The sequence below is a fragment of the Neobacillus nitrireducens genome (assembly GCF_030915405.1).
Lineage (GTDB): Bacteria > Bacillota > Bacilli > Bacillales > Cytobacillaceae > Neobacillus.
Map to the genome: position 1 here is coordinate 2638752 of NZ_CP133262.1, position 21575 is coordinate 2660326.

The 21575-nt window shown below is 37.4% G+C and carries 17 protein-coding genes; 3 read left to right on the forward strand and 14 right to left on the reverse strand.

Translation table 11 applies throughout. The annotated features are described in order from the left end of the window. Nucleotides 1–223: 223 nt before the first annotated feature. On the forward strand, nt 224–1798 hold the full coding sequence (locus RCG22_RS12730) for an ATP-binding protein (RefSeq protein WP_308103249.1): 1575 nt from the start codon (nt 224–226) through the stop codon (nt 1796–1798). Between the two features lie 292 nt (nt 1799–2090). On the opposite strand, the gene RCG22_RS12735 is transcribed toward RCG22_RS12730, so the two are convergent. From RCG22_RS12735 to RCG22_RS12800, 14 genes are all read right to left on the reverse strand, one after another. Further along, nucleotides 2091–2261: a helix-turn-helix domain-containing protein gene (locus RCG22_RS12735; RefSeq protein WP_374049355.1), complete on the reverse strand. Its 171-nt coding sequence runs from the start codon at nt 2259–2261 to the stop codon at nt 2091–2093. Nucleotides 2262–2508: 247 nt separating this feature from the next. Continuing rightward, nucleotides 2509–2904, reverse strand: a complete 396-nt coding sequence (locus RCG22_RS12740; RefSeq protein ID WP_308103250.1) for a hypothetical protein — start codon at nt 2902–2904, stop codon at nt 2509–2511. A 102-nt stretch (nt 2905–3006) separates the two neighbouring features. Continuing rightward, complete coding sequence (locus RCG22_RS12745; RefSeq protein WP_308103251.1) at nt 3007–3171, reverse strand: hypothetical protein; 165 nt, start codon at nt 3169–3171, stop codon at nt 3007–3009. Between the two features lie 13 nt (nt 3172–3184). Further along, complete coding sequence (locus RCG22_RS12750; protein ID WP_308103253.1) at nt 3185–3331, reverse strand: hypothetical protein; 147 nt, start codon at nt 3329–3331, stop codon at nt 3185–3187. A gap of 469 nt (nt 3332–3800) precedes the next feature. Continuing rightward, a complete protein-coding gene (locus tag RCG22_RS12755; RefSeq protein ID WP_308103254.1) occupies nt 3801–5036 on the reverse strand; it encodes a TerD family protein in 1236 nt (411 codons plus the stop codon). A gap of 663 nt (nt 5037–5699) precedes the next feature. After that, complete coding sequence (brnQ, locus tag RCG22_RS12760) at nt 5700–7034, reverse strand: branched-chain amino acid transport system II carrier protein (protein ID WP_374049356.1); 1335 nt, start codon at nt 7032–7034, stop codon at nt 5700–5702. Nucleotides 7035–7316: 282 nt separating this feature from the next. After that, entirely contained in the window at nt 7317–8168 is an 852-nt protein-coding gene (locus RCG22_RS12765) for an alpha/beta fold hydrolase (protein WP_308103256.1), read from the reverse strand. Between the two features lie 204 nt (nt 8169–8372). Continuing rightward, nucleotides 8373–9557, reverse strand: coding sequence for a sulfite reductase subunit alpha (locus tag RCG22_RS12770; protein ID WP_098262912.1), 1185 nt, complete (start codon nt 9555–9557; stop codon nt 8373–8375). Between the two features lie 236 nt (nt 9558–9793). Next, nucleotides 9794–11182 (reverse strand): sigma-54 interaction domain-containing protein, encoded by a 1389-nt coding sequence (locus RCG22_RS12775; protein ID WP_308103257.1) that lies wholly within the window; start codon nt 11180–11182, stop codon nt 9794–9796. A 147-nt stretch (nt 11183–11329) separates the two neighbouring features. Further along, nucleotides 11330–12295 (reverse strand): DUF561 domain-containing protein, encoded by a 966-nt coding sequence (locus RCG22_RS12780; RefSeq protein WP_308103258.1) that lies wholly within the window; start codon nt 12293–12295, stop codon nt 11330–11332. A 42-nt stretch (nt 12296–12337) separates the two neighbouring features. Beyond that, the gene (locus RCG22_RS12785) at nt 12338–13579 is read right to left on the reverse strand and encodes an L-lactate MFS transporter (RefSeq protein WP_308107149.1); all 1242 of its coding nucleotides are present in this window, start codon (nt 13577–13579) and stop codon (nt 12338–12340) included. A 77-nt stretch (nt 13580–13656) separates the two neighbouring features. After that, the gene (locus RCG22_RS12790) at nt 13657–15258 is read right to left on the reverse strand and encodes an acyl CoA:acetate/3-ketoacid CoA transferase (protein WP_308103260.1); all 1602 of its coding nucleotides are present in this window, start codon (nt 15256–15258) and stop codon (nt 13657–13659) included. Between the two features lie 730 nt (nt 15259–15988). Further along, entirely contained in the window at nt 15989–17197 is a 1209-nt protein-coding gene (locus tag RCG22_RS12795) for an ATP-binding protein (protein WP_308103261.1), read from the reverse strand. Nucleotides 17198–17310: 113 nt separating this feature from the next. Next, a complete protein-coding gene (locus tag RCG22_RS12800; RefSeq protein ID WP_308103262.1) occupies nt 17311–18417 on the reverse strand; it encodes an NAD(P)-binding protein in 1107 nt (368 codons plus the stop codon). A 297-nt stretch (nt 18418–18714) separates the two neighbouring features. Between RCG22_RS12800 and RCG22_RS12805 the strand changes: the two genes are divergently transcribed. Continuing rightward, nucleotides 18715–19962, forward strand: a complete 1248-nt coding sequence (locus tag RCG22_RS12805) for a DUF4153 domain-containing protein (protein ID WP_308103263.1) — start codon at nt 18715–18717, stop codon at nt 19960–19962. 248 nt (nt 19963–20210) lie between these two features. Further along, nucleotides 20211–21563 (forward strand): aspartate aminotransferase family protein, encoded by a 1353-nt coding sequence (locus RCG22_RS12810; RefSeq protein ID WP_308103264.1) that lies wholly within the window; start codon nt 20211–20213, stop codon nt 21561–21563. Nucleotides 21564–21575 lie beyond the last annotated feature (12 nt).

The window sequence follows — 21575 nt, forward strand, 5'->3', positions numbered from 1 at the left end:
TGGTTCGATTATATACCTTTCAATTTTTTATCTGCTCTTTATGTTATGTTGGTCAAATCTCAACAAAATTGTTCGTAATAATCATATTTTTTTTGCCGTGTTATTTTATTTGGATATTTCTCATAGTCATTAATGGCATCTACAGGTAAAATGTTTATTATTGAAGCAAAATATCATGTTCAGTAGTAGAAAGCTCATGCATTTCTCAGAGGTGGAATAAAAGGTGAATGATCAAAGAATTCATAGTAAAAATGTTTTGTTAATCCGTATTTTATGGGGCTGTTTTATCCTATGTATGTTAGTCCAAATTTTAAAACATAAAGATCCTACTTTTATCAGTATCCTTTTTGGTAGTGGAATTTTAGTATGTGGAACCATATCGATTTTTATTTACAAGAAACTCTTTATTGAGCAGACAATGTATTTATGTGTACTGGGGATGTCATTTGTAACATTTGTACTTATAGATAATGAGCCTGTCATCTCTAATTTCTACCTCATTTTTTTAGTCATTTTTATTTTATCTTTATATCATGATTACCGCCCAGTCATTTTAATGAGTATACTTAGTATTTTTATAGGTGCTCATTTTTATAAATACGGTGATCGTCTTAATTATACTTATCACAATGGTGACTTTTTTTACTTTTTATTTACACTTTCTGTAACCTTTCTAGTAGCTTTCCTGCAAATTCGCTATAGCAGATCAGTAGAAAGAGACGATAATGCGAAAAAGGAAGAAGTAAGAAAGGACAATGAACAACAAATCCTAGCCCTTATCAATTCAATGCCTGATTTAATTTATATTCAGGATGGCACTGGAAGATTTATCGAAATGAATCAGTATGCTAAAGCCTTATTTAAATTGGAAAACATTGATTATAGGAATAAACATCTAGACGAACTTTTTTCCCAAAATGAATGGTTTAGAAACTTTCAAAATTGCTTTTCGGACGATGACATTTCATGGGATAAGGGTATAGCTTATCGATTCGAATTGGATCTTGCTATCGAAAATCAATTCTCCGCTACATTTGATATTATCAAGGTTCCTACTTTTTTTGCAGACGGCAGCAGGAAAAATTTATTGGTTATAGGCCGTGATATTACAGAACAAAAGAAGGCGTATGACCTAGTGTTAAGATCTGAAAAGCTTGCTGTGGTAGGTGAGCTTGCTGCTGGTGTTGCACATGAAATACGGAACCCGCTAACTTCAATAAAAGGGTTCATACAGTTAGCTAATCAAGAACGAGAGTTTAATCCCAACCACGTACAAATCATGTTAAGTGAAATATCGAGAATTGAGTCGATTGTTTCTGAATACTTATCATTAGCGAAACCAAACCAAAACTCACTAAAGTCTCTTCAAAATATTGATACTCTTGTTAGAAATGTGATTACTCTTTTTGAAAGTCAAACCAACCTAAAGAATATTAATATTCACTCAGAATTAGATTGTTCTTACCAAATAATGTGTAATCCAAATGAAATTAAACAAGTGTTTATTAATATCTTTCAAAATGCGATTGAAGCGATTGGAAGTAATGGGGACATTCATATATATTTGAGGAATGTTCCAGAAAGTGGAGTAAAAATTATCTTTATTGACAACGGATGTGGGATTAAGAAAGAACGCTTAAAGAAGATAGGTGAACCCTTTTACTCAACCAAGGAAAAGGGAACAGGACTGGGATTATTAACTTCCAACCGTATTATTGAAAAACATAATGGTACGATAAAGATTAAAAGTGAAGTAAAAAAAGGGACCGAAGTTACAGTTTTTTTACCCACTAGCTGATTTAAATACAAATACGACAAAGACAAACTTTCATGCAATGCAACAAATGGTCATCTAATCATCAATCATCAATAAGAAGAGACTTTTCAGATCCAGAAAACATTGCAAAACACATCACATTTTTAGTCACTAATATCAATGCATCTCTCGATGGAATTCTCTAATTAAATAATTATAATGAACGCAAAGAAGGGATAGCTTAATCGCTATCCCTTCTTTGCGTTTTCACTATCTAATCCCGTTGGTTGAAGAAAGTTGTTGTCTGTTTTTATTTAGGGTCTTCGTCACTTTTTTACTCCAAAATATCACCCGGCTGACAATCCAAAGTCTTACATATCGCTTCTGATGTTGAAAACCGAACCGCTTTTGCTTTCCCATTTTTCAGAATGGAGAGATTCGCCATAGTAATTCCAACCCGCTCCGAAAGTTCTGTTAAGCTCATTTTCCTTTTTGCCAATATCACATCAACTTCTTTAAAAAATAAGAAGCCTTGTCCATAATTGGGTAACCAACGAAAGTAAATAGGCGGAGGTTTTCCGGTTAAATGCAGAATGGCGCTCGTTTCGGGGTATATAGACGGAGTTTTTCCGGTTATGCATGGCTAGATTTCCCATTTTATAGTTTTTTGAGCTAATAGGCGGAATCTCTCCGTCTATTAAAGCTAGTTTTCATGCTATTTACTAATTAAGCGGAATTTTTCCGTCTATCTATCAGATCGGATGCTTAACCTGATCTGCCAACCGATAAGAGCGGACTCTCATGATACCAGATGCGGGAATCAGCATCTTCTTCACGACTAGTTGAGAAAGTACTTTTTTTACCGTCTTGTCACTTAGCTTCAAATACTTCTCGACTTCTATAGGGGATATGGCTTTTCCCATTCGAATCGCTAGCCGAAGCACTTCCTTTTCGATTAAGGACAGAGAGGTCTGGTCTAGTTCATTACCCAGCCATCGGCCAATCACTTGCTGAACAATCTGTTGGCATCGACGAGGTTCCTCTTTAACTTGATCATACGAAAAGCTTATCACGGTCCATCCGTCAATCACCAACTGATTCTGACGGACCAGGCTGTCGGAAAATTGCCATCTGCTTATGTTCTTCAAATGAGGGCCATATCCGTCCACCTCAAGACAAATCCGGATGGCGGGACGAATATAAGCAAAATCCAAATACCTTTTGCCATCCTTGAAATCATCGACTTCATATTATGGATGAAGATAGCTAAACTGGTAAAATGATGGCCACCACACTTGCTTCAAAAACAACATTTCAGCCTGATTGTGACCTTCTTGTAAGCGCCGAAACCGTTCACCGGTTCTTGCTTGCAAGTGAGCATTCATAAAGGACTGGTATTCTTCTTCAAAACCCATAGAATCCTTCCTCCTATCCAATGGTCATGTCTTTTACAGCACCCTTTAAATTCTTTATTTCATTTCCCAATATTAATATACCGCGCCCTCCACTCTTCTCTTCCTCAACATTGGCTTCGGTATATTTCTCAATTGTTTTCGAAACTCTAAATTCACACAAAAGAGGAATTTCTCATGAGTTTTGGAATATTCATTTTCAAATGCAGAACGTCCACAACACAGGTATTTAATAGCATACATATTCGATGCCACGATGCCACGAATGAATCATCTCCATTATTTATTCATTTGAACTTTAGACAGATTTTTAAAATTAATGAGTGTTAATGCGAGTAAAAAAAGAGGGTTAATGCGGCTTCAAGGGAGAAAGTGAAGGGCAATTGGAGACTTGTATTGTAGCTAATTAAAAAAAATGAATAGAACTATTTTTAGTTTAATAGAATCCCTAAATATGTCAATGTATTTTCTTTATATTTCGACAATACTATTCTTATCATTTCTATTTCCTTGAAAAAACTTATTATGTTCCAGCCTCCCCAACCTTAAGGAGAGGCATTTGGCTAAAAACTTCATTTACTTATGGTACGGTTCACATCGGTGCATCTATATGAGGCATTCCTAATTCTAGTCTACTTGTAATCATTTATTGGACCTTCATCCATTATAACTTCTACCATACCTGAAAACCCCATCCTAAGTTTAGGTCTATGCTCCGAGTTCGGTGTACTATAAAGTTCCAATGGGCTTATAATTACTCCTTCTGGTGTATTTTGAAGTATTCCGGGTACACAGGAATAAATTCTATCATTATTATTTGCATTTTTTGCAGATATGGTAACTGAGGTTCCATTATGATTATCTATACTCATGGACACCTTGTATCTATAGAATGAGCCTGTCCCATTTGACTGAGCAGAATAAACCACAGGAACAACTGCGAGAATATCATTATTTAACCTTAATTTAATAACTTCCGTCTTAGTTGATCCGCTATTCCCCCTAACATCCCCCATATGTTCCACTGCTCCGTTTCCAAAACTTCTGAGCGGAGGTGTTCCTTTTGCCCCAAACATAGCAACATCTATCTGCTTACCATTCTTTGTATAGACTAAAGCATATATATCATAATCTGTCCCAGTCTTCCAAGATACTGTAGCCGTAATTTCTGGTGTTTTTTCAATGATCACTGGCTTTTGACCTTTTTCGAGACTTATCTTACCCTTTACCTTTTCAAGGCTTATCAGTGACATAGTGTTATTTTCAGGAACAGTTTGAGGCGTATTAGGTTCTTTTGCGGTTTGTTTTTGAATAGTTTTAGGTTCAGATGGCATGGTTTTCTCATCCGCTTCAACCTCTACACCATAATTTTTACATAACCCTTCAAGCCCGGAATCAAATCCCCGCCAGATCGATTTTGCTTTTATCTGGCCATTCCTTAGGTATAATTCTAATACTACGATTCCATTTTCATTTCTGAAACTAGATGGGGTTAACTGAATAATATTTTGGTCGGTGCCTATCTCTGCCTTTAAATTCTTTACATTTGAAAATCCCGTACAATTATCCTCTGTAAGAGTTATAGCTATTTTTGAAATACCTTCAGGGGCTTTACTCAAGTCAAAATTAAGCTTATGTACTTTTGTATTGCCTACTTTCTCAGACGGTATTAAGGTAGCTACACCAGAAGAGCTCTCTGGTTGATTATAAAATATAATCCCACTATCTCCCTGTACCCTGTCTAAATCAGTTAAAAGGAACGCTGTTAAGGAAATCTCTATCGAATTGGAAATTTCGTAGCTAACAGTAATAGTACCTTTTGGGGAACTTAAAACTGTATTGGCACCCATCTGAAGAAATTGATTCATATAATCCACTCCCTATTCCTCTTACAATTTTCACCGAAAAATTTTCACAAATCTATCCTTCCACTCTACCCATAAATAAAAGAAAACTTCTAGATTACTCTAATTAATCATATCAAAAATCGACATAATACCCCAAGTGAAATTACAATTATTGGTTTTTTAATTTTCCGCTAAAAGATAATGGTACGGTTCACCGTGACGCAGCAAAATGAGGTTCTCTTGGAATCTATTGAAATAAGAAGTCTTGTCCTTAATTGGGGAACCGGCGAAATTAAAGGCGGAGGTTTTCCGGCTATATGCAGAATGAAGCCCATTTCGGGGGATATAAGCGGAATTATTCCGGTTATGCAAAGCTATATTGCCTTTTTTCTTGTCTTTTAAGTCAATAGGCGGAATCTCTCCGTCTATTGAAGCTAGTATTAATGCTATTTACTAATTAAGCGGAGGTTTTCCGACTATTTATTCTGATCGGGTGCTTAACCTGATCTCCCATCCGATAAGATCGGACCCTCATGATACCAGATGCGGGAATCAGCATTTATTAATATGGTACGCATCGGCCGCCACTTTAACCCACCTTGGAATTAGTAAATTCAAGTGCTAATAATAGAAAAATCCTAATTAACAGTAACTGAGTCAATGTTAATTAGGATTTTTTTAAGTTTAGGCTGCTTTCTTAACAGACGTAACTTTACTATATGTTAATTTTTCAAAAATACTTCCAATTGTGAAACCAATCAAACCAGGAATCACCCAACCAAAGCCTTTATCCTGCATTGGAACATAGGATAATACTTCTGAAAATGTACCATTAAAAAATGTTGAATTGGCGACATCAATCAAGCTAAATAATCCAACTAGGCCGATGGTTACTACATAAACCGGCCGATTATTAAAGGGTAATCTATCATGTAAAAGGCCTAAGATAATTAAGGTAATGGCCATTGGATACAATAAACCCAGCACTGGGATAGATACTTTTAATATTTGTGAAAGGCCAAGGTTTGCGACAAACCCACTGACCAAGCATAAAAGAATGGCCCATTTAATATACGATAATTTCGGGAAAATGCTTGAAAAATATTGAGCACACGATGTTATTAATCCTATACAAACACTTAAACAAGCCAATGTGAAAATTAATCCTAAAACAATCGTTCCACTTTGACCAAAAAGTTGTTGTAACACAGTACTCAATATTACTGCTCCATTGTCAACGTTTCCGATAATGGAAGTGGATGCTCCTAAGTACGCAATAATAAGATAACATATTGTTAAAAGCAGACCACAAATAAGTCCAAAACAGGCTAAATATTTAACTTGTAATTTTTGATTACTAATTTTTTTACTTTTAAAAATATTGATAAATACGATTCCATAAATTAATGCGCCTATGGCATCCATTGTTTGATATCCATCTAAAAACCCTTGTGAGAATGGATTCTCTTTATAAGCTAATGTAGCTCCTTTAAAGCTAGATAAATCTGTAAATAGAGATTTGATAAATACGATGATAATTAAAACTAATAATGAAGGAGTTAAAATCTTTCCAAATCTGTCTACCAATTTAGAAGGCGATTTGGCGAACCAAAAGACGATACTAAAAAATACAATTGTATAAACCAAAAGTCCGAATGGTGAAGACTGGATGGTACCTGGTAAAAATGGTTTTACTCCCATTTCAAATGCAAGACTGCCTGCACGTGGAATGGCCAGTCCAGGTCCGATCGACAAATAAATGGCCATTGGAAATAGTAAAGCAAATATAGGATGAACTCTATTTATTAACGAATCGAATGTCCCTGCCTTTGCAATAGCAATAAAAGCTAGTACAGCGAAACCCGCATCTGAAATGATAAATCCAATCACCGCTTGCCAGATATTTTCTCCAGCAGCTTGTCCTAAATATGCTGGGAAAATTAAATTTCCTGCACCGAATAACATTGAAAATAACATAAATCCAATAAACATAATTTCTTTTTTTGTTAAAGTAATCAACTCATTCACCTCACTTTAAAATAAAATACTTTTTATTGTATCAAATTTTATTCAATTAAGGTTTTAAAAATGAAAACGTTCTTAAATAATTCACTAAATAAGGCTATATCCCACATTATACTTTTTCTACCAATTGCAATTGAATCTGTAGATTAACAAGAGCAACTGTTTATTATCAAAAAAATCGTGTTTAAAAAAACCTTCATCAAATCTGAAAAGGGAAACTACGCTAATTGGTAGTTTCCCTTTTACTTTTTTGTAATCCATAAAGACTCTTGAGTATCATCTCAAGAAATTCTCTATGATGGAGATTTGCTCTTCCGTATTTAATGCTGGTGCGTGTCCTAGTTTTGGAATGGATACCAATTGACAGTTTGGTTTTTGTTGCATCTTTAGCGCTACATCTAAGGGCAATACATCTGATTTCTCCCCTCGGATGAGTAAAGTTTTACATTGAATAGCTTCCCACTGGCTCCAGAGGTTTAAATCCTCCGTGTGCTGAAATTGTAACACGATGTTCGGGTCGTAATTCGGACTAATTCCTCCCTCATTCGTTCGTCTGCAAGAATTTCGGGTAAAATCAGTCCATTCCTGCTCATTGGCCAGACCGAATGCCGCATAAATAGTTTGATAATAATTCTTTAATTCGGAAAAGGTTTTGAATTGCGGAGGAGTTCCAACATAACTAATAATTCGTTTGATACCTTCAATATCTTGAACAGCATTGTCAGATGCACCTGCACCAATGTCATTTAAAATTAAGCTGGTTATACGATTTTGATGAAGAGGTGTTCCGGCAATTCGTAACCCAATCGCTCCTCCCATCGAGGTCCCAATCCAACGGACCTGCTCAATCCCTAACTGGTCTAATAATCCAATAGCCACGTTACTGTAATTTTCAAAACAATAATCCTTATCTGCGGAAGAACTCCATTGGCTCCATCCTCGCCCCATCGTATCTGGACAAAGGATATGATAATCTTGTGCCAATTGCCGGGCTAAAATATCAAAGTCCCGCCCGTTCCGGGTTAAACCATGCCAACAAACCACCGTTGGTTTCTGTGGATCACCCCATTCGGTAAAATGAATTTCCATTCCATTAATGGTTTCAAATCTTGATTTAGGTGACAACATACTTCCTCCCCCTCATTTATAACATTCTATTAAGTATATATTCGCTTTAAGCGAATCTATCCCTACCTAAATACACTTTATAGAATTCAAAAATAAGACCTGCTAATGTTTACCGTACCTGGCACCGCCTGGGTGTTCACTATAAAAAAACCCTTCGTTCTAACCGGAACGAAGGGTGGTTGCTGTTATTTTTATACAAATCTCTTAATAGACATCACGTTGGTAACGACCTTGCTTCTGCATATCTTTTAGATAGGCCTCTGCTTCTTCGCGGCTCATTGATCCTTCATTTTCAATTACGTTAATAAGTGTTTCATTGACGTCTTTCGCCATATATTCCTTATCCCCGCAAACGTAGAAATAAGCGCCTTTTTCAAGCCATTCAAATAGTTCTTTACTATGTTCAAGCATTTTAGTTTGAACATAGACTTTTTGAGTTGTGTCGCGGGAAAATGCCGCATCTAGTTTAGTCAGTATCCCATCTTGCTGATATTTTTCCAATTCATCTTGATAAAGGAAATCTGAAGCCGCATGCTGGTCTCCAAAAAACAGCCATGACTGGCCTGTTCCTTTATTCACGGCACGTTCTTGTAAAAAAGAACGGAATGGTGCAATACCTGTCCCAGGTCCAACCATAATAATATCTTGGTCAGAAGACTCTGGCAAATGGAAATGTTTATTTGCTTGAACAAAGACTGGAATTGTATCTCCCTCTTTCAACCGTTCAGCAAATGAAATAGAACAAACCCCTTTACGATCCCGTCCATGAGCTGTGTAGCGAACAGCACCGATAGTCAAATGAACTTCCTCGGGATTCGCTGCAATGCTGCTTGCAATTGAATAGAGGCGCGGTGTCATTTTTCTTAAGATAGCGACCATTTCTTGGGCAGTAGCTTTCCATGGACCGAATTCACGTAACATATCAAGCAAATCTCGGCCATAGCAATATTCTTTCAATTGAGTTGTATTTTCAACCAAGAGAAGCGTTTGTAACTCTTCATTTTCTGTAAATGCAGCAGCCTGCTGTAAAATCTTTTTTGAAAGTAAGGTAATTTCAAAGTAATTGGTAAGCGCTTCCGCTAATGGTAAATTTTCACCTTGCTTATTGATCGTAACAAGTGCTTCTTCATCCCAATGCATTTCCTCAAGTAGTGAGGCAACCAGGTCTGGATCATTGGAAGGAATAATACCAAGAGCATCACCCGGTACATAAGAAAGGCCTGACCCTTCTAGTGATAACTCAATATGCCTTGTTTCTTTATTAGAACCTGATCCATTTAAATCAATATTCCGAAGAACTTTTGCTTGAAACGGATTTGTTCTTGAAAAGGTTGTTTGAACCAATGTGTCCTTTTGGGCCGTATTCGGGTTTTTCAAAGTAATTTGCATGTTTCTTAACCTCCCAAAAAATTTAATATAATATACATATTAACATGGATTATGGGATTTTAGATGTGTGTTTTCCCACAACCTATTTCCAACTTCTTTAATACCAAGAGAATTTACCTATTAATGTTAAAGTGCTGGTACCCTGGTATAAAAAAAGGCCGCAGTCAGGAGCTGATTTTCCTGACTGCGGCTTTAGACAGAGTCTTTTTTGTTTCTTCTAATTCCTCGAAATAAGGCTATTTACCAAGGGCATTATCCATCTTCTTTAACTTTCGATAAATAACCGATCGATCAACGCCTAATCTTTTTGCGGCTTCTGTCGCATTTCCACTATACGCGTCGAGCACATGTTTAATGTATCTTCCCTCAACAATCGATGTAAAATCTTTTAATGTACATTGTTTATCCAGATTCCTTTTAATAAAATGGTCAATTGCAAACCAATCAGTCACAGCATCCTCCGCAGACTGTTGGATGCTTTGCTGCTCAATGACAACCAGACGCTCGACATAATTTCTTAGTTCTCTGGCATTTCCAGGCCAATCAGATTTAAGTATTCTTTGAAACTCATCTGCACTAAGGACGACCTTATCTTGATATTTCTCATTAAATTCCGCTAAGAAGTAGGATATTAATCCAACAATGTCCAATTTCCGATTACGAAGTGGTGGAATATGAATAGGAATGACGTTAATCCGATAATATAAGTCCTCCCGGAACATTCCTTTTTTCACCATCTTCCATAAATCACGGTTGGTCGCAGCAATAATCCGGCAATTGATGGGCACATTTTGCACGCCGCCCACTCGTCTCACTTCATTATTATCGATTACCCTAAGCAATTTCGCTTGCATTTCGAGCGGCATTTCAGCAATTTCATCTAGGAACAAAACGCCATCATTCGCCAACTCAATGATGCCTTTCTTCTTCACATCTGCCCCGAGGAAAGCAGCTTTCTCATAGCCAAACAACTCTTGTTCAAATAAAGTTGGCGGGATTGCCGCACAATTGATGGTAACAAACGGACCTTGAGATCGATCACTTTTCTGATGGATATAGCGGGCAACTACTTCCTTCCCGGTACCTGACTCGCCATAAATTAAAACCTTGCTGTCATAGGAGGCGATTTGATTGCAGACCTTTACAATTTGCTTCATCGCCAGGCTCTCGGCGACAAAACTAATTTCTGCTCTAGTGTCCTGTATATCTGTTTTACTTTTACCATTTATATTTTGTATGTTAGTGGGTTCAGTGGCTATAGGGAATTTTCCGTTATATTCATTGGAGGTGGTGACCACAAGCCGGAGCTCTCCATCCTTTTGAAAGATAGGAGTTGCCGTCGATTTAATATGGAACCCTCGGTTGGTATCAACAGCCCGTGATACCCTTTGCTTGGTTTCAATTGCTTCCATTGTAATAGAACGTTTATAATAACCGGCCTTCACTAAATCTTGAACGTTCATTTTTAATAATTCATCTAGTGAGATACCAATTGTCAGTGCGGTAAAATCATTGGATATTAGAATATTTCCCTTTGCATCCGTTACGAATAAGGTAGAAGGCAAATCGTTGATGTCCTGAACCTTAAAGTTACTTTTAGATTTCTCAATCACCTTTTTCTTCATTCTTATCAACACCCTTCTGCTATTATTCATTCCTTAATTATAAAGATATAGCACTATCATGACGGTAGATATATTATGACAAATTCATTAAATACAAAAAAAACAGTACCTTAGACTTAAGGCACTGTTTGATTTAAAACAAAACTTTTAAACTAGTACTAACTCTTTTTCTTCTTCCATAACAGTAATTTTACCAAGGTTATTTAATACTTCTTGTGCTTCTGCAAACATACTAGTAATCATTTCTTCAACCGTTGTAATTTCCTGGACTAAACCACAAATTTGTCCAGCCATTACCGATCCACGATCTGTGTCACCTTCAAACACGGCTTTACGTAATGACCCTAATGAAATTTTTTCTAGTTCATCACGCGAAGCATTTTGTCTTTCAAGCTCTTGGAATTCAGCAATCATGCTGTTTTTAATGCTTCGTACGGGTCCACCTAGGCTGCGCCCTGTAACAGTAGTACTTGTATCATCTGCATTGATTACTGCAAGTTTGAAGTTTTCATGTGTTGGACATTCTACTGTTGCTAAGAAACGTGTTCCCACTTGAACACCTTGTGCACCTAAAGCAAATGCGGCCGCAATACCACGTCCATCTGCAATACCACCCGCACCAATAACAGGGATGGAAACCGCACTGGTTACTTGAGGTAAGAGCGCCATAGTTGTTGTTTCACCTACGTGACCGCCTGCCTCCGTGCCTTCAGCGACAATGGCATCAACGCCTAATGCTTCCATTTTCTTAGCAATTTTCACAGAGGGAACAACTGGAATGACTGTAATTCCATGTTCTTTGAAAATGGGCATATAAGGTGCTGGTGTACCTGCACCTGTTGTAACAATTTTTACGCCTTCTTCAATGACTACTTCAATTAGTTCCGGGATATTTTTCATCATTAGCATTAAATTAACTGCAAATGGTTTGTTGGTAATTTCTTTGGTTTTTCTGATTTCTTCACGAAGACGATCGGCAGTAAGTCCGCCAGAACCGATTATTCCTAAACCACCGGCATTGGATACCGCACCAGCTAAAGGGGCAAGCGCAATTTGCGCCATACCTCCTTGAAAAATGGGATATTTGATTCCTAATAATTTTGTGATATTCATGTCGTTTTCCTCCAATAAGTTAATAAGTTAATAGTATTTTAGTTAAGCCACTTTTGGTGTAGTTGTGTTTGTTTGTTTCTTCTTGTCCATTGCTTGGAACACAAAAGTTAAGGCGAAGCCTACAAGTGAAATCACTAACGCGATATAGAAAGCATTGGTGAATTGACCACCATTTGCTGCAGCCACTGTATTGGCAATTCTAGGGCCGAAGAATGCTGCACCTGAGTAGCCAATAAAGGTCACCCCATAGTTGACACCATAATACTTCATTCCGAATTTCTCACCCACAATCGAAGGGAAAATTCCCATTGTACCGCCAAAGCATAAGCCAATTCCTACAATCGCAACCGCAAAGCCGGCAATAGAAGTGGATAATGCGATCGTTAACATCATCGCAGCAATAACAATATAGATCATCATTAGACATTTTGTACGGCCGATCTTATCAGAGATTGCTCCCCAGAAGACACGTCCTGTACAGTTACTTAATGAATATAAACTTACAAATAATGCCGCAGTTGCAGGCGTTAAGCCAAACATGGTCTGTCCAATAACGGAAGCATTTGAGGTAACCATCATTCCGGAAAGAGCGCCGATTAAGAACAAACTTGCAATCACGTAAAAGATTGGTTTTTTAATCATTTCATTCCAAGCAATATTGACGCCGCCTTTATTCGGACCTGCTGCTGCAGGTGGAGTCCATCCTGCTGGAATAAACCCGGCCGGACAAGCTTTTACTAGAAAGCTGCAGCTTAAAATGACAACTAAGAAAGCTATTCCAAGCGTAATAAGTGCAAACTGAACACCGTTACTTGTAATTAGGGCGTTGGCAATTGGCGCAATGACAATGGTTCCACCACCATACCCTGCTGTTACAATCCCAGCTGCAAGACCTCTTTTGTCGGGAAACAGTTTAACAGAGTTACCAATCGTTGCTGAATAAACAATCCCTTGACCCAACCCGGTAATAACACCGTAGGTAATGTACAACATCCAAGGAGCCGTAGCTAAGCCTGATAGGATAAATCCTAAACCAAACATGGAACCGCCAAGGATAATCGCAGTCTTGGCCCCGCCTTTATCAACTAATTTCCCTCCCAAGATCATCGGGATAGGTGAGATCGCAGCATTAATAGTAAAGGCCATCATAATTTCCGGCATAGTCACATGGAATACGTTCGTTAAAGGCATGGCGAAAATACTGAATGCATAAATGGCACCAACACATATGTTAATAATCGTAGATGCAATAAGAATCTTCCAACGGTTAATCTGAATGTTCATCGCTTTTGTTTCCTTCCTATTTTGGATTAGTCGGCAAGGCAACCTGCTTTCTGCCCTGCCAACTGATTTATTCATTTCTACCCTGCTGGAACAAGCTCAGGTTCGTTACAGGTTTCCTTCTTCTCTTCAATGATTGCTTTCAATTTACCCCAGTTTTCTTGGAACATCGCCGGATCCATTTCTTTTAGTTCTGCTGAAATGACCGGAGTGAATTCCATTTGCGCCAGAATATCTTTCTGTAAATCTACACCTGGTGCCATTTCTGTTAAGGTCACTCTACCGTCAATCAGTTCAAATACCGCACGCTCCGTCACATAGACGACTGGCTGATTGATTTGTGAAGCATAAGAACCACTGAAAGTGACTTGCTGAACCTTTTTAATAAATTTCTTTGCTTTACCTTCTTGTAAAATTTGCAATCTGCCATCCTCCACCTTCACCTGCAGACCCCCTGCTGTAAAGGTTCCGGCAAAGACTAGTTTTTTGGCAGATTGAGAGATATTAATAAATCCGCCGCAGCCAGCGACACGAGTACCAAATTTACTTACGTTTACGTTGCCAAATTCGTCTGTCTGCGCTAATCCAAGAACGGATAGGTCAATACCGCCGCCATCATAAAAATCAAACTGAGAATCGTGGTCCACTATTGCTTCAGAGTTAAACGCATGGCCAAAGTCCTTCAAACCTGCTGGAACACCACCAACGGAACCGGCTTCGGTTGTCAGCATAAGTTGATCGTTCACACCTTCTTCTGCTGCTATCGTTCCAACGCAGACTGGGATTCCCACACCAAGATTTAAGATCGTATTGGGCTGAAGTTCAGCTGCGGAACGACGGGCAATGACTTTCCGTTCATCAAGCGGAAGTGCTTCAATCCCATCCACTGGTACTTTTACCTGGCCGGAAAAGGCTGGGTTATAATAGGTATTTTCTGTTTGGAAGTGATTTTCCGGTTTTGCTACGACAATATAATCAACTAAAATCCCCGGTACTTTAATATCCTTTGGATTTAATGTGCCATTTTTAGCAACTGTCTCGACTTGAGCAATGACGATTCCGCCGGAGTTGTGTACGGCTTGAGCAACAGGCAGTACCTCCATGTGCAATCCTTCTTTTTCAAGTGTTAAGTTGCCGTTCTCATCCGCTACCGTTCCGCGGATAAGGCCGACCTGGATCGGAAAAGATTTATAGAATAACCACTCATCTCCCTCAATCTCGATTACCTTGACGATATCTTCTTTAGTAGAAGGCGACATCTTTCCACCTTCAAGGCGGGGGTCGACAAAAGTTCCCATTCCTACTTTTGTAATTACACCAGGCCGTTTTGCTGCGATTTCCCGGTACAACTGGGTGATGACACCTTGCGGCAAGTTATATGCTTCGCATTTGTCTTCTTCGATTAATTTCGCCATGCCTGGAGAGGCAATCGCAATCCCGCCAATCCAGCGTTTTACTAATCCTTCATAACCTAGGTGGCTCATTCCTTTATCCCGGCGGTTACCAACTGCACTTGAATGCATAACCGTTAAGTTCTTGGGGTATCCTGTTTGTAAAAAACGTTCTTCAATGGAAATTCCCATTTCTTCTGCCCAGCAAGATAATCCAAAACCAGTTGCAGCTAGGGTATCGCCATCCTTAATCAACTCGGCAGCTTTTGCAGCTGAAATTACTTTTGACATGTCATCCACTCCTAATTTAGTTTCAGTTTTACTGTAAGTTTCGTTTTGTGAATTATTTCACAATATTTAATAAAAAAAATGGCTTTTTCTTTTTTGTAAGCTTGTCGTTAATGTTTGTGAATCATTTCACTAACATCCTATGATAGAAACTAATCCACGTCAACCAAGCCAAAAACCTTAAAATAGCTGCCTTTGATTGTGGCTTTTTTGCCTAAATCAAAACTAGCTTTCATGATGATTATTTTAAAAATCATGCGATTTCAGCCGTATTTTCTACACCAAAAAACTACAGTTCAAAAGTTCCCTTATGTTCCAGGCTGATATTGTTGACCTGTTGCAAGAAAACAACAACAACACAAACCTTGCTCGCCTCATTTAGATATTTATGGAGACTTTTATATCATAAAAATCAGTACTTCCTTTTACGATAAGATTTGTTTTTTTATAAAAAAATTTTTCCCACGGTCCTCTATCTTAAATATTGCAATTTTACATCAGCTAATCAACACAAGAATGAGGATACTTTCACTCTACTCTATGGAACAAAATTCTCTTTTGAATCAAAAAAATGTCCTTCATCTACTCAATGAAGGACAAATTCCATTTTTAGTTTTAATAAAAACTATTAATCATGTTTTACTTGGGCTCTATGAATCTTTTCACCGAAGCAGGGGGGTGGTTCTTGTGATTGGCACTAACCTCATTAATAACCATAACCATCCCTCTGGATTCAGGAATTTATTGATGGAAATCGTATGGTGACGGTAGTTCCTTCACCTTTCGTGCTTTCGAAGTCAATTGTTCCTTTATATTTTGCTGCGATATTATAGCAAATCATCATCCCTAATCCGGTCCCTTTACTTTTTAAAGAATAAAAAGGTGTACCAAGCAACTTAATTTCTGCTTCTGACATCCCCTGTCCAAAATCAACTACTTTAATCTCGATGAAATCTTTATTCCTACCAGCCGATACAATTACCGAATCGCCAACTTTAGAGGCCTCAATGGCGTTTTTTATAATATTTATTAATAATTGTTTAAACTCTATGTTGTTAGCAGCAATATAGCAATCTTCTACTAAAATTAATTCAATCTTATTATCATGTAAAAGCCCATAGGAATGAAGTAGGTCGGTTACACTCTGAAGAACAATCTTTATATTTACGGTTTCTATTTCTGTTTCTTTGCTTGGCTTGGCTATAGATAAAAATTGAGTAATTACTTGTTCAGCAGTATTTAATTCATCAACTAATAATGTAAAATTTCCTTTTATATCCTCACTAAATCTAGCGTCTTGTTGGTATAATTGCAAAAAACCTTTCACAACGGTCAAGGGATTTCTAATTTCATGTGCAACAGCAGCTGCTAGTTGTCCAGTTGTCTTTAAACGCTCTGCTTGCTGAATTTGTTCATAATATAATTGCTGTTTTTTAATTCTTCCTTGCGTTAAATAAAAAATAAAAGAGATTATCACTTGACTCCCGATAAAGTTGATAACATTTCCGATTAAATCCTGCTTTATATAGGGATACCCATGATCAAAAAGCATAATATAAATAAATGTAAACATGATGGCTAAACTGTTTAATAGTAAAGAAAAATAAAACAGCTTTGAATCAAAAAACAGAATCGCGATGGCTGGAATAAAACATAGAAAAATAAAGGTCGACCAAGTTTCTGGATATAGAAAGAACAGCTCATAAAAGTAAACGGACGCTGCTGTAATGATAATCAGTCTAAAAACATGAGTAATATATTTAAGATAAAGTAATAAACATACAGATAGAATGACAACAAGACCAATATGAAGAATATAACCAGCATCAAACTTCCCGAAACGCGGATTGTCCATTAACAAACCAATTATCATAATCGCTATTACGATTATTACTGTAAAATAATATAACTGTTTATTTACATGAGTATAAAATTCCTTCATACAGACTCCTTTTATATGATTCACTCCTACTATAAAGAAAAAATAATATGGTTTATATTACCTATTTTTATATTATCATATAAAATTGCTTATCTGTCACTCCCTGGTTTTAGTCATAAGGATGCGTCTCCTTTCTTCAATTTTATATATGGTCTTAATAAATAACTTGCTACTCTCAGTGGATTTATCCATTTGGTTTGAAACAATTTTTCACCCATGTCCCCTTGAAGTGCGTGGATAATTCGATTTAATCCTTCATTGGATAACTGTTCCATCGCCCTTCGTAAAACGAGCGAATTAGCATAATTTTGACGATGAGGCTTCATTAACTCTTCATAATTCCCTAAACCACATAAATCATAGGCCGCATACACCCCGCTTATAATAGAAGCATATTGCCCAAAGCCCATAAATGGCATCATCGTTCCGAAACAATTCCCAACATAAAAGGTATTACCAATCCGTGCTGACTGACAAATTCCCATAGGATACTTAGTTATTTGAAACTGGTCGGTTATCGGTAATTCTTGATTAAGCTGAGATCGCACCATATCGTAAAATTTATCCCAAAGATTATTTATATTAAGATCCTTATTTTGGGGTAAGTCTGGAATGGCTAAAGAGATATTCGCTTCTTTTTCTGAATAGGGAATAAGGAAACAATAGCCAAAAGGTGCAAGATCGTAATCAAGCCATGCTGTGACAGAATAACGATTAAAAACCCCTTCAACTGTTGCTCCTTTTATGGAAACCGTTAAATCCTCTCTATAGTTCCTAGTCCTCTTCGAATATTCTCCGTCACCCGTTGCCAAAATGACATGGGAATAACTTGACAATAATTGTTCATAAGTTTTCTCGGAATTAAAGTGAATGGCTGCTTTTATTTGCTTTTCTAACTGCGATTCAAACGAATCCTGTTCCCTGCCTCGTACATTGGTAAACCCAAGGTGACCTTCGATGACTGCTTTCTCATTTTTTGAAAAAAGCTCCATTCTCTGGATATTTGAAGTAGTTTTAAGATAAATTCCAAATTCTTCTGATAATGATGCAATACAATCATGAACGGGTCTTGAAAAAATAGATAATAGCACCTCTCCATTAACAAATCTATCACCCACCCTGCTACGCTTTTCATATATTGTTGGGGTGATTCCATTTTTCTCAAGCGTAATAGCACAAGCTAAGCCAGAAAGACCTGCACCCATAATTGCAACATCCATATTTCTCCTCCAAAATGATTAATTACTTCTTAAAGTATCCCCAGAAAAAAGACAATCATTACTTGAATCTAGCGTGATAGCTACCCCTCCTTAAAAATAATGATACAAGGAATAGAGCATTTCTTTTGTAAGGAGAAATGTTTTTTTGTCTGACTTAACAACAAAAACATAACAAAATTTAATAAAAATTTATTGTAAAACAATAAATAGGATGTTAATATCAAATAAACAACATATAACATTGTGAGGAAAGTTGGAATTAATTTGACAATGATTAGGGGAGGTATTAACAAGGACATGGACATGAACCATTTGATTATTGAAAATATTGCTAACCCCCATGAACTGGAGAGACTGTTTAGAAAAGACCCCAAAGCCTTCAAAAAGTCATTCTCACACGCATGGGAACAAAATCCTGATTCACACGTACTCGCCGTTTGGAATGAAAGATTGAATTTCAAGGAAACAGCACATACAGAGGAAGCATCTTTGCTTCAGAAAGGTTTCTTATTCATGGGCATTTTAGCCATACTAGCCGGGATAAGCACCAGGACTATTTTCCATTTTGTCGAACAGCAAGCAATTGCTCCAATTAACCTTGCTTTCGGGATTCTACCCTTTATTGCAGCCTATTTTGTATATAATAATCCCCCTAAAAAAAATATTCTTTATATCCTTGCATTGTTGTTCCTAACCTCGGGGATTTATCTAAATATGCTGCCATTAAATGAGAAAGACAGTATGATTCTTGTTTACTTGCACCTTCCCATATTCTTATGGGGATTGATCGGGCTTGCATTTTCGGGAAATGAATATTCAAAAGGCCATACAAGGTTAGCCTATCTTAAATTTAATTTGGAATTTTTCATACTTTACGCCAGCATGGCGATTAGTGGAATGCTGCTAACCCTATTAACCCTGCGGTTATTTAGCTTTGTTGACTTGGATATAGAAGACTTTTATTTTAGAAATGTCGTTTTATTTGGTGCTGCTGCTCTCGCTATTGTAGCTGCCTACCTGGTATCAATGAATCTTAAACTTGCTAAGAATATTACACCATATATCGCTAAAATTTTTAGTCCTCTTGTCCTGGCCACATTGTTGGTCTATCTTATCACGGTTCTTTGGATAGGAAAAAATCCATTCATGGACAGAAATTTCTTGATAGCCTTTAATGGAATACTCCTTGGTGTTTTAGCCGTTACCATATTTTCAATAACCGAAAGCGGCACAGACGAGAAAAAGAGCATTTTTGATTATATAAATTTTGCCCTTATTGTTCTTGCTCTTATTATTGACAGTGTGGCTTTGTCAGCCATTATATTCAGACTTTCTTCTTATGGGATTACACCAAACAGACTTGCAGTTTTAGGCGTAAACATACTTATCTGGGGAAATCTAATTTGGATCATGATCTCCTATATGCGTTTTCTACAAAACAAAACCGGACCTTCAACCATCCAAGATGCGGTTACTAAGTATTTGCCGGTCTACGGACTTTGGGCGGCTTTCGTTACATTTACTTTTCCACTAATTTTTAATTAGAAAGGCTATGGATATGCTTCCGCCTAAGCGTCTTTTAGTTGAATTAATGCTGCTCGCGACTCAATTTAAATTCCAGTTTGCTTATGTAGAAAATCTCTCTAAAGGAAGAGGGATTTTTTTTTCGTACAAAAATTTGTCAATATGTAAAACATCTTTTGAAAACATTTTACATTATGTCTGATGATAATAGGGTCATAACCCTTCACAATAAAGATAGATGAAACAAATTTTAAAGGAGTGACTTAAGGATGGAAAATGTTCAAACAGGTGAAAATTTAGTCACGAAAGATGAGAAATACTTATGGCATGGAATGAAGCCGTATAACCCGCAAGCTACTTCCATCATTCAAAAAGCGGAAGGTGCTTGGCTGACAGATATTGAGGGTAATCGTTATTTAGATGCTATGTCGGGATTATGGTGTGTAAATGTTGGTTATGGAAGAGAAGAAATAGCCAAAGCCGCATATGATCAGCTTCTAGAGAACAACTATACACCATTAACCAATGGGCATCCTACAGCGATTTTACTTGCTGAAAAAATTAGCAAGTTATTAGGTGGGGATTATGTAGTATTTTTCTCCAATAGCGGCTCGGAGGCAAATGAAACAGCCTTTAAAATCGTCAGGCAGTATCACCAGCAAAAAGGGCAAGGCAACCGTTATAAAATCGTCTCTCGTTATCGCGCCTATCACGGGAACTCCATGGGAGCACTCGCAGCAACAGGGCAAGCAGAACGGAAATACAAATACGAGCCACTAGCACCTGGTTTTATTCATGTGAAAGCGCCTGATCAATATCGTAATAATGAGGATGGATTTGAGAAGGCAAGTGATTTACCTTCCGTTAAAGCAGTAGACGAAATCATGACATGGGAACATTCAGAGACGATTGCGGCGATGATATTGGAGCCGATTATTACAGGTGGCGGGGTCATTATGCCACAGGATGATTACCTAAAAGGTGTAAAAGAAGTTTGCGAGAAGCATGGCGCCTTATTAATTGTCGATGAAGTTATTTGCGGCTTTGGACGGACAGGTAAAGCTTTCGGCCATCAACATTATGGGGTTCAGCCAGACATTATTACAATGGCAAAGGGACTTACCAGCGCTTATATGCCACTTTCAGCAACGGCAGTCAAGAGAGAAGTTTATGAGGAGTTTACGAAAAGCGGGAATTATGACTTTTTCCGCCATATCAATACATTCGGAGGCTCTCCAGCGGCTTGTGCAGTGGCATTAAAAAATTTAGAAATTATGGAACGAGAAAATTTATTTGAACAATCGACCGAAATGGGTACGATTTTAATAGAAGAATTAAAAGCTAGAATTTCACATCATCCTAACGTTGGGGATATTCGCGGAAAAGGATTGCTGATTGGAATTGAGCTTGTCGAAGACCGCAATACAAAAAATCCTTTACCGGTAGACAAGGTCAATCAAGTGATTGCTAAGTGCAAAGAACAAGGATTAATAATTGGAAAAAATGGTGTAACCGTCGCAGGATACAACAACGTATTAACGTTATCTCCACCATTAAATATTACGCTGGAGGAAAAAGATTTTATTTTAACAAACTTAGTTCAAGCCATTGAATCATTATAAAGCTTTTAAAAT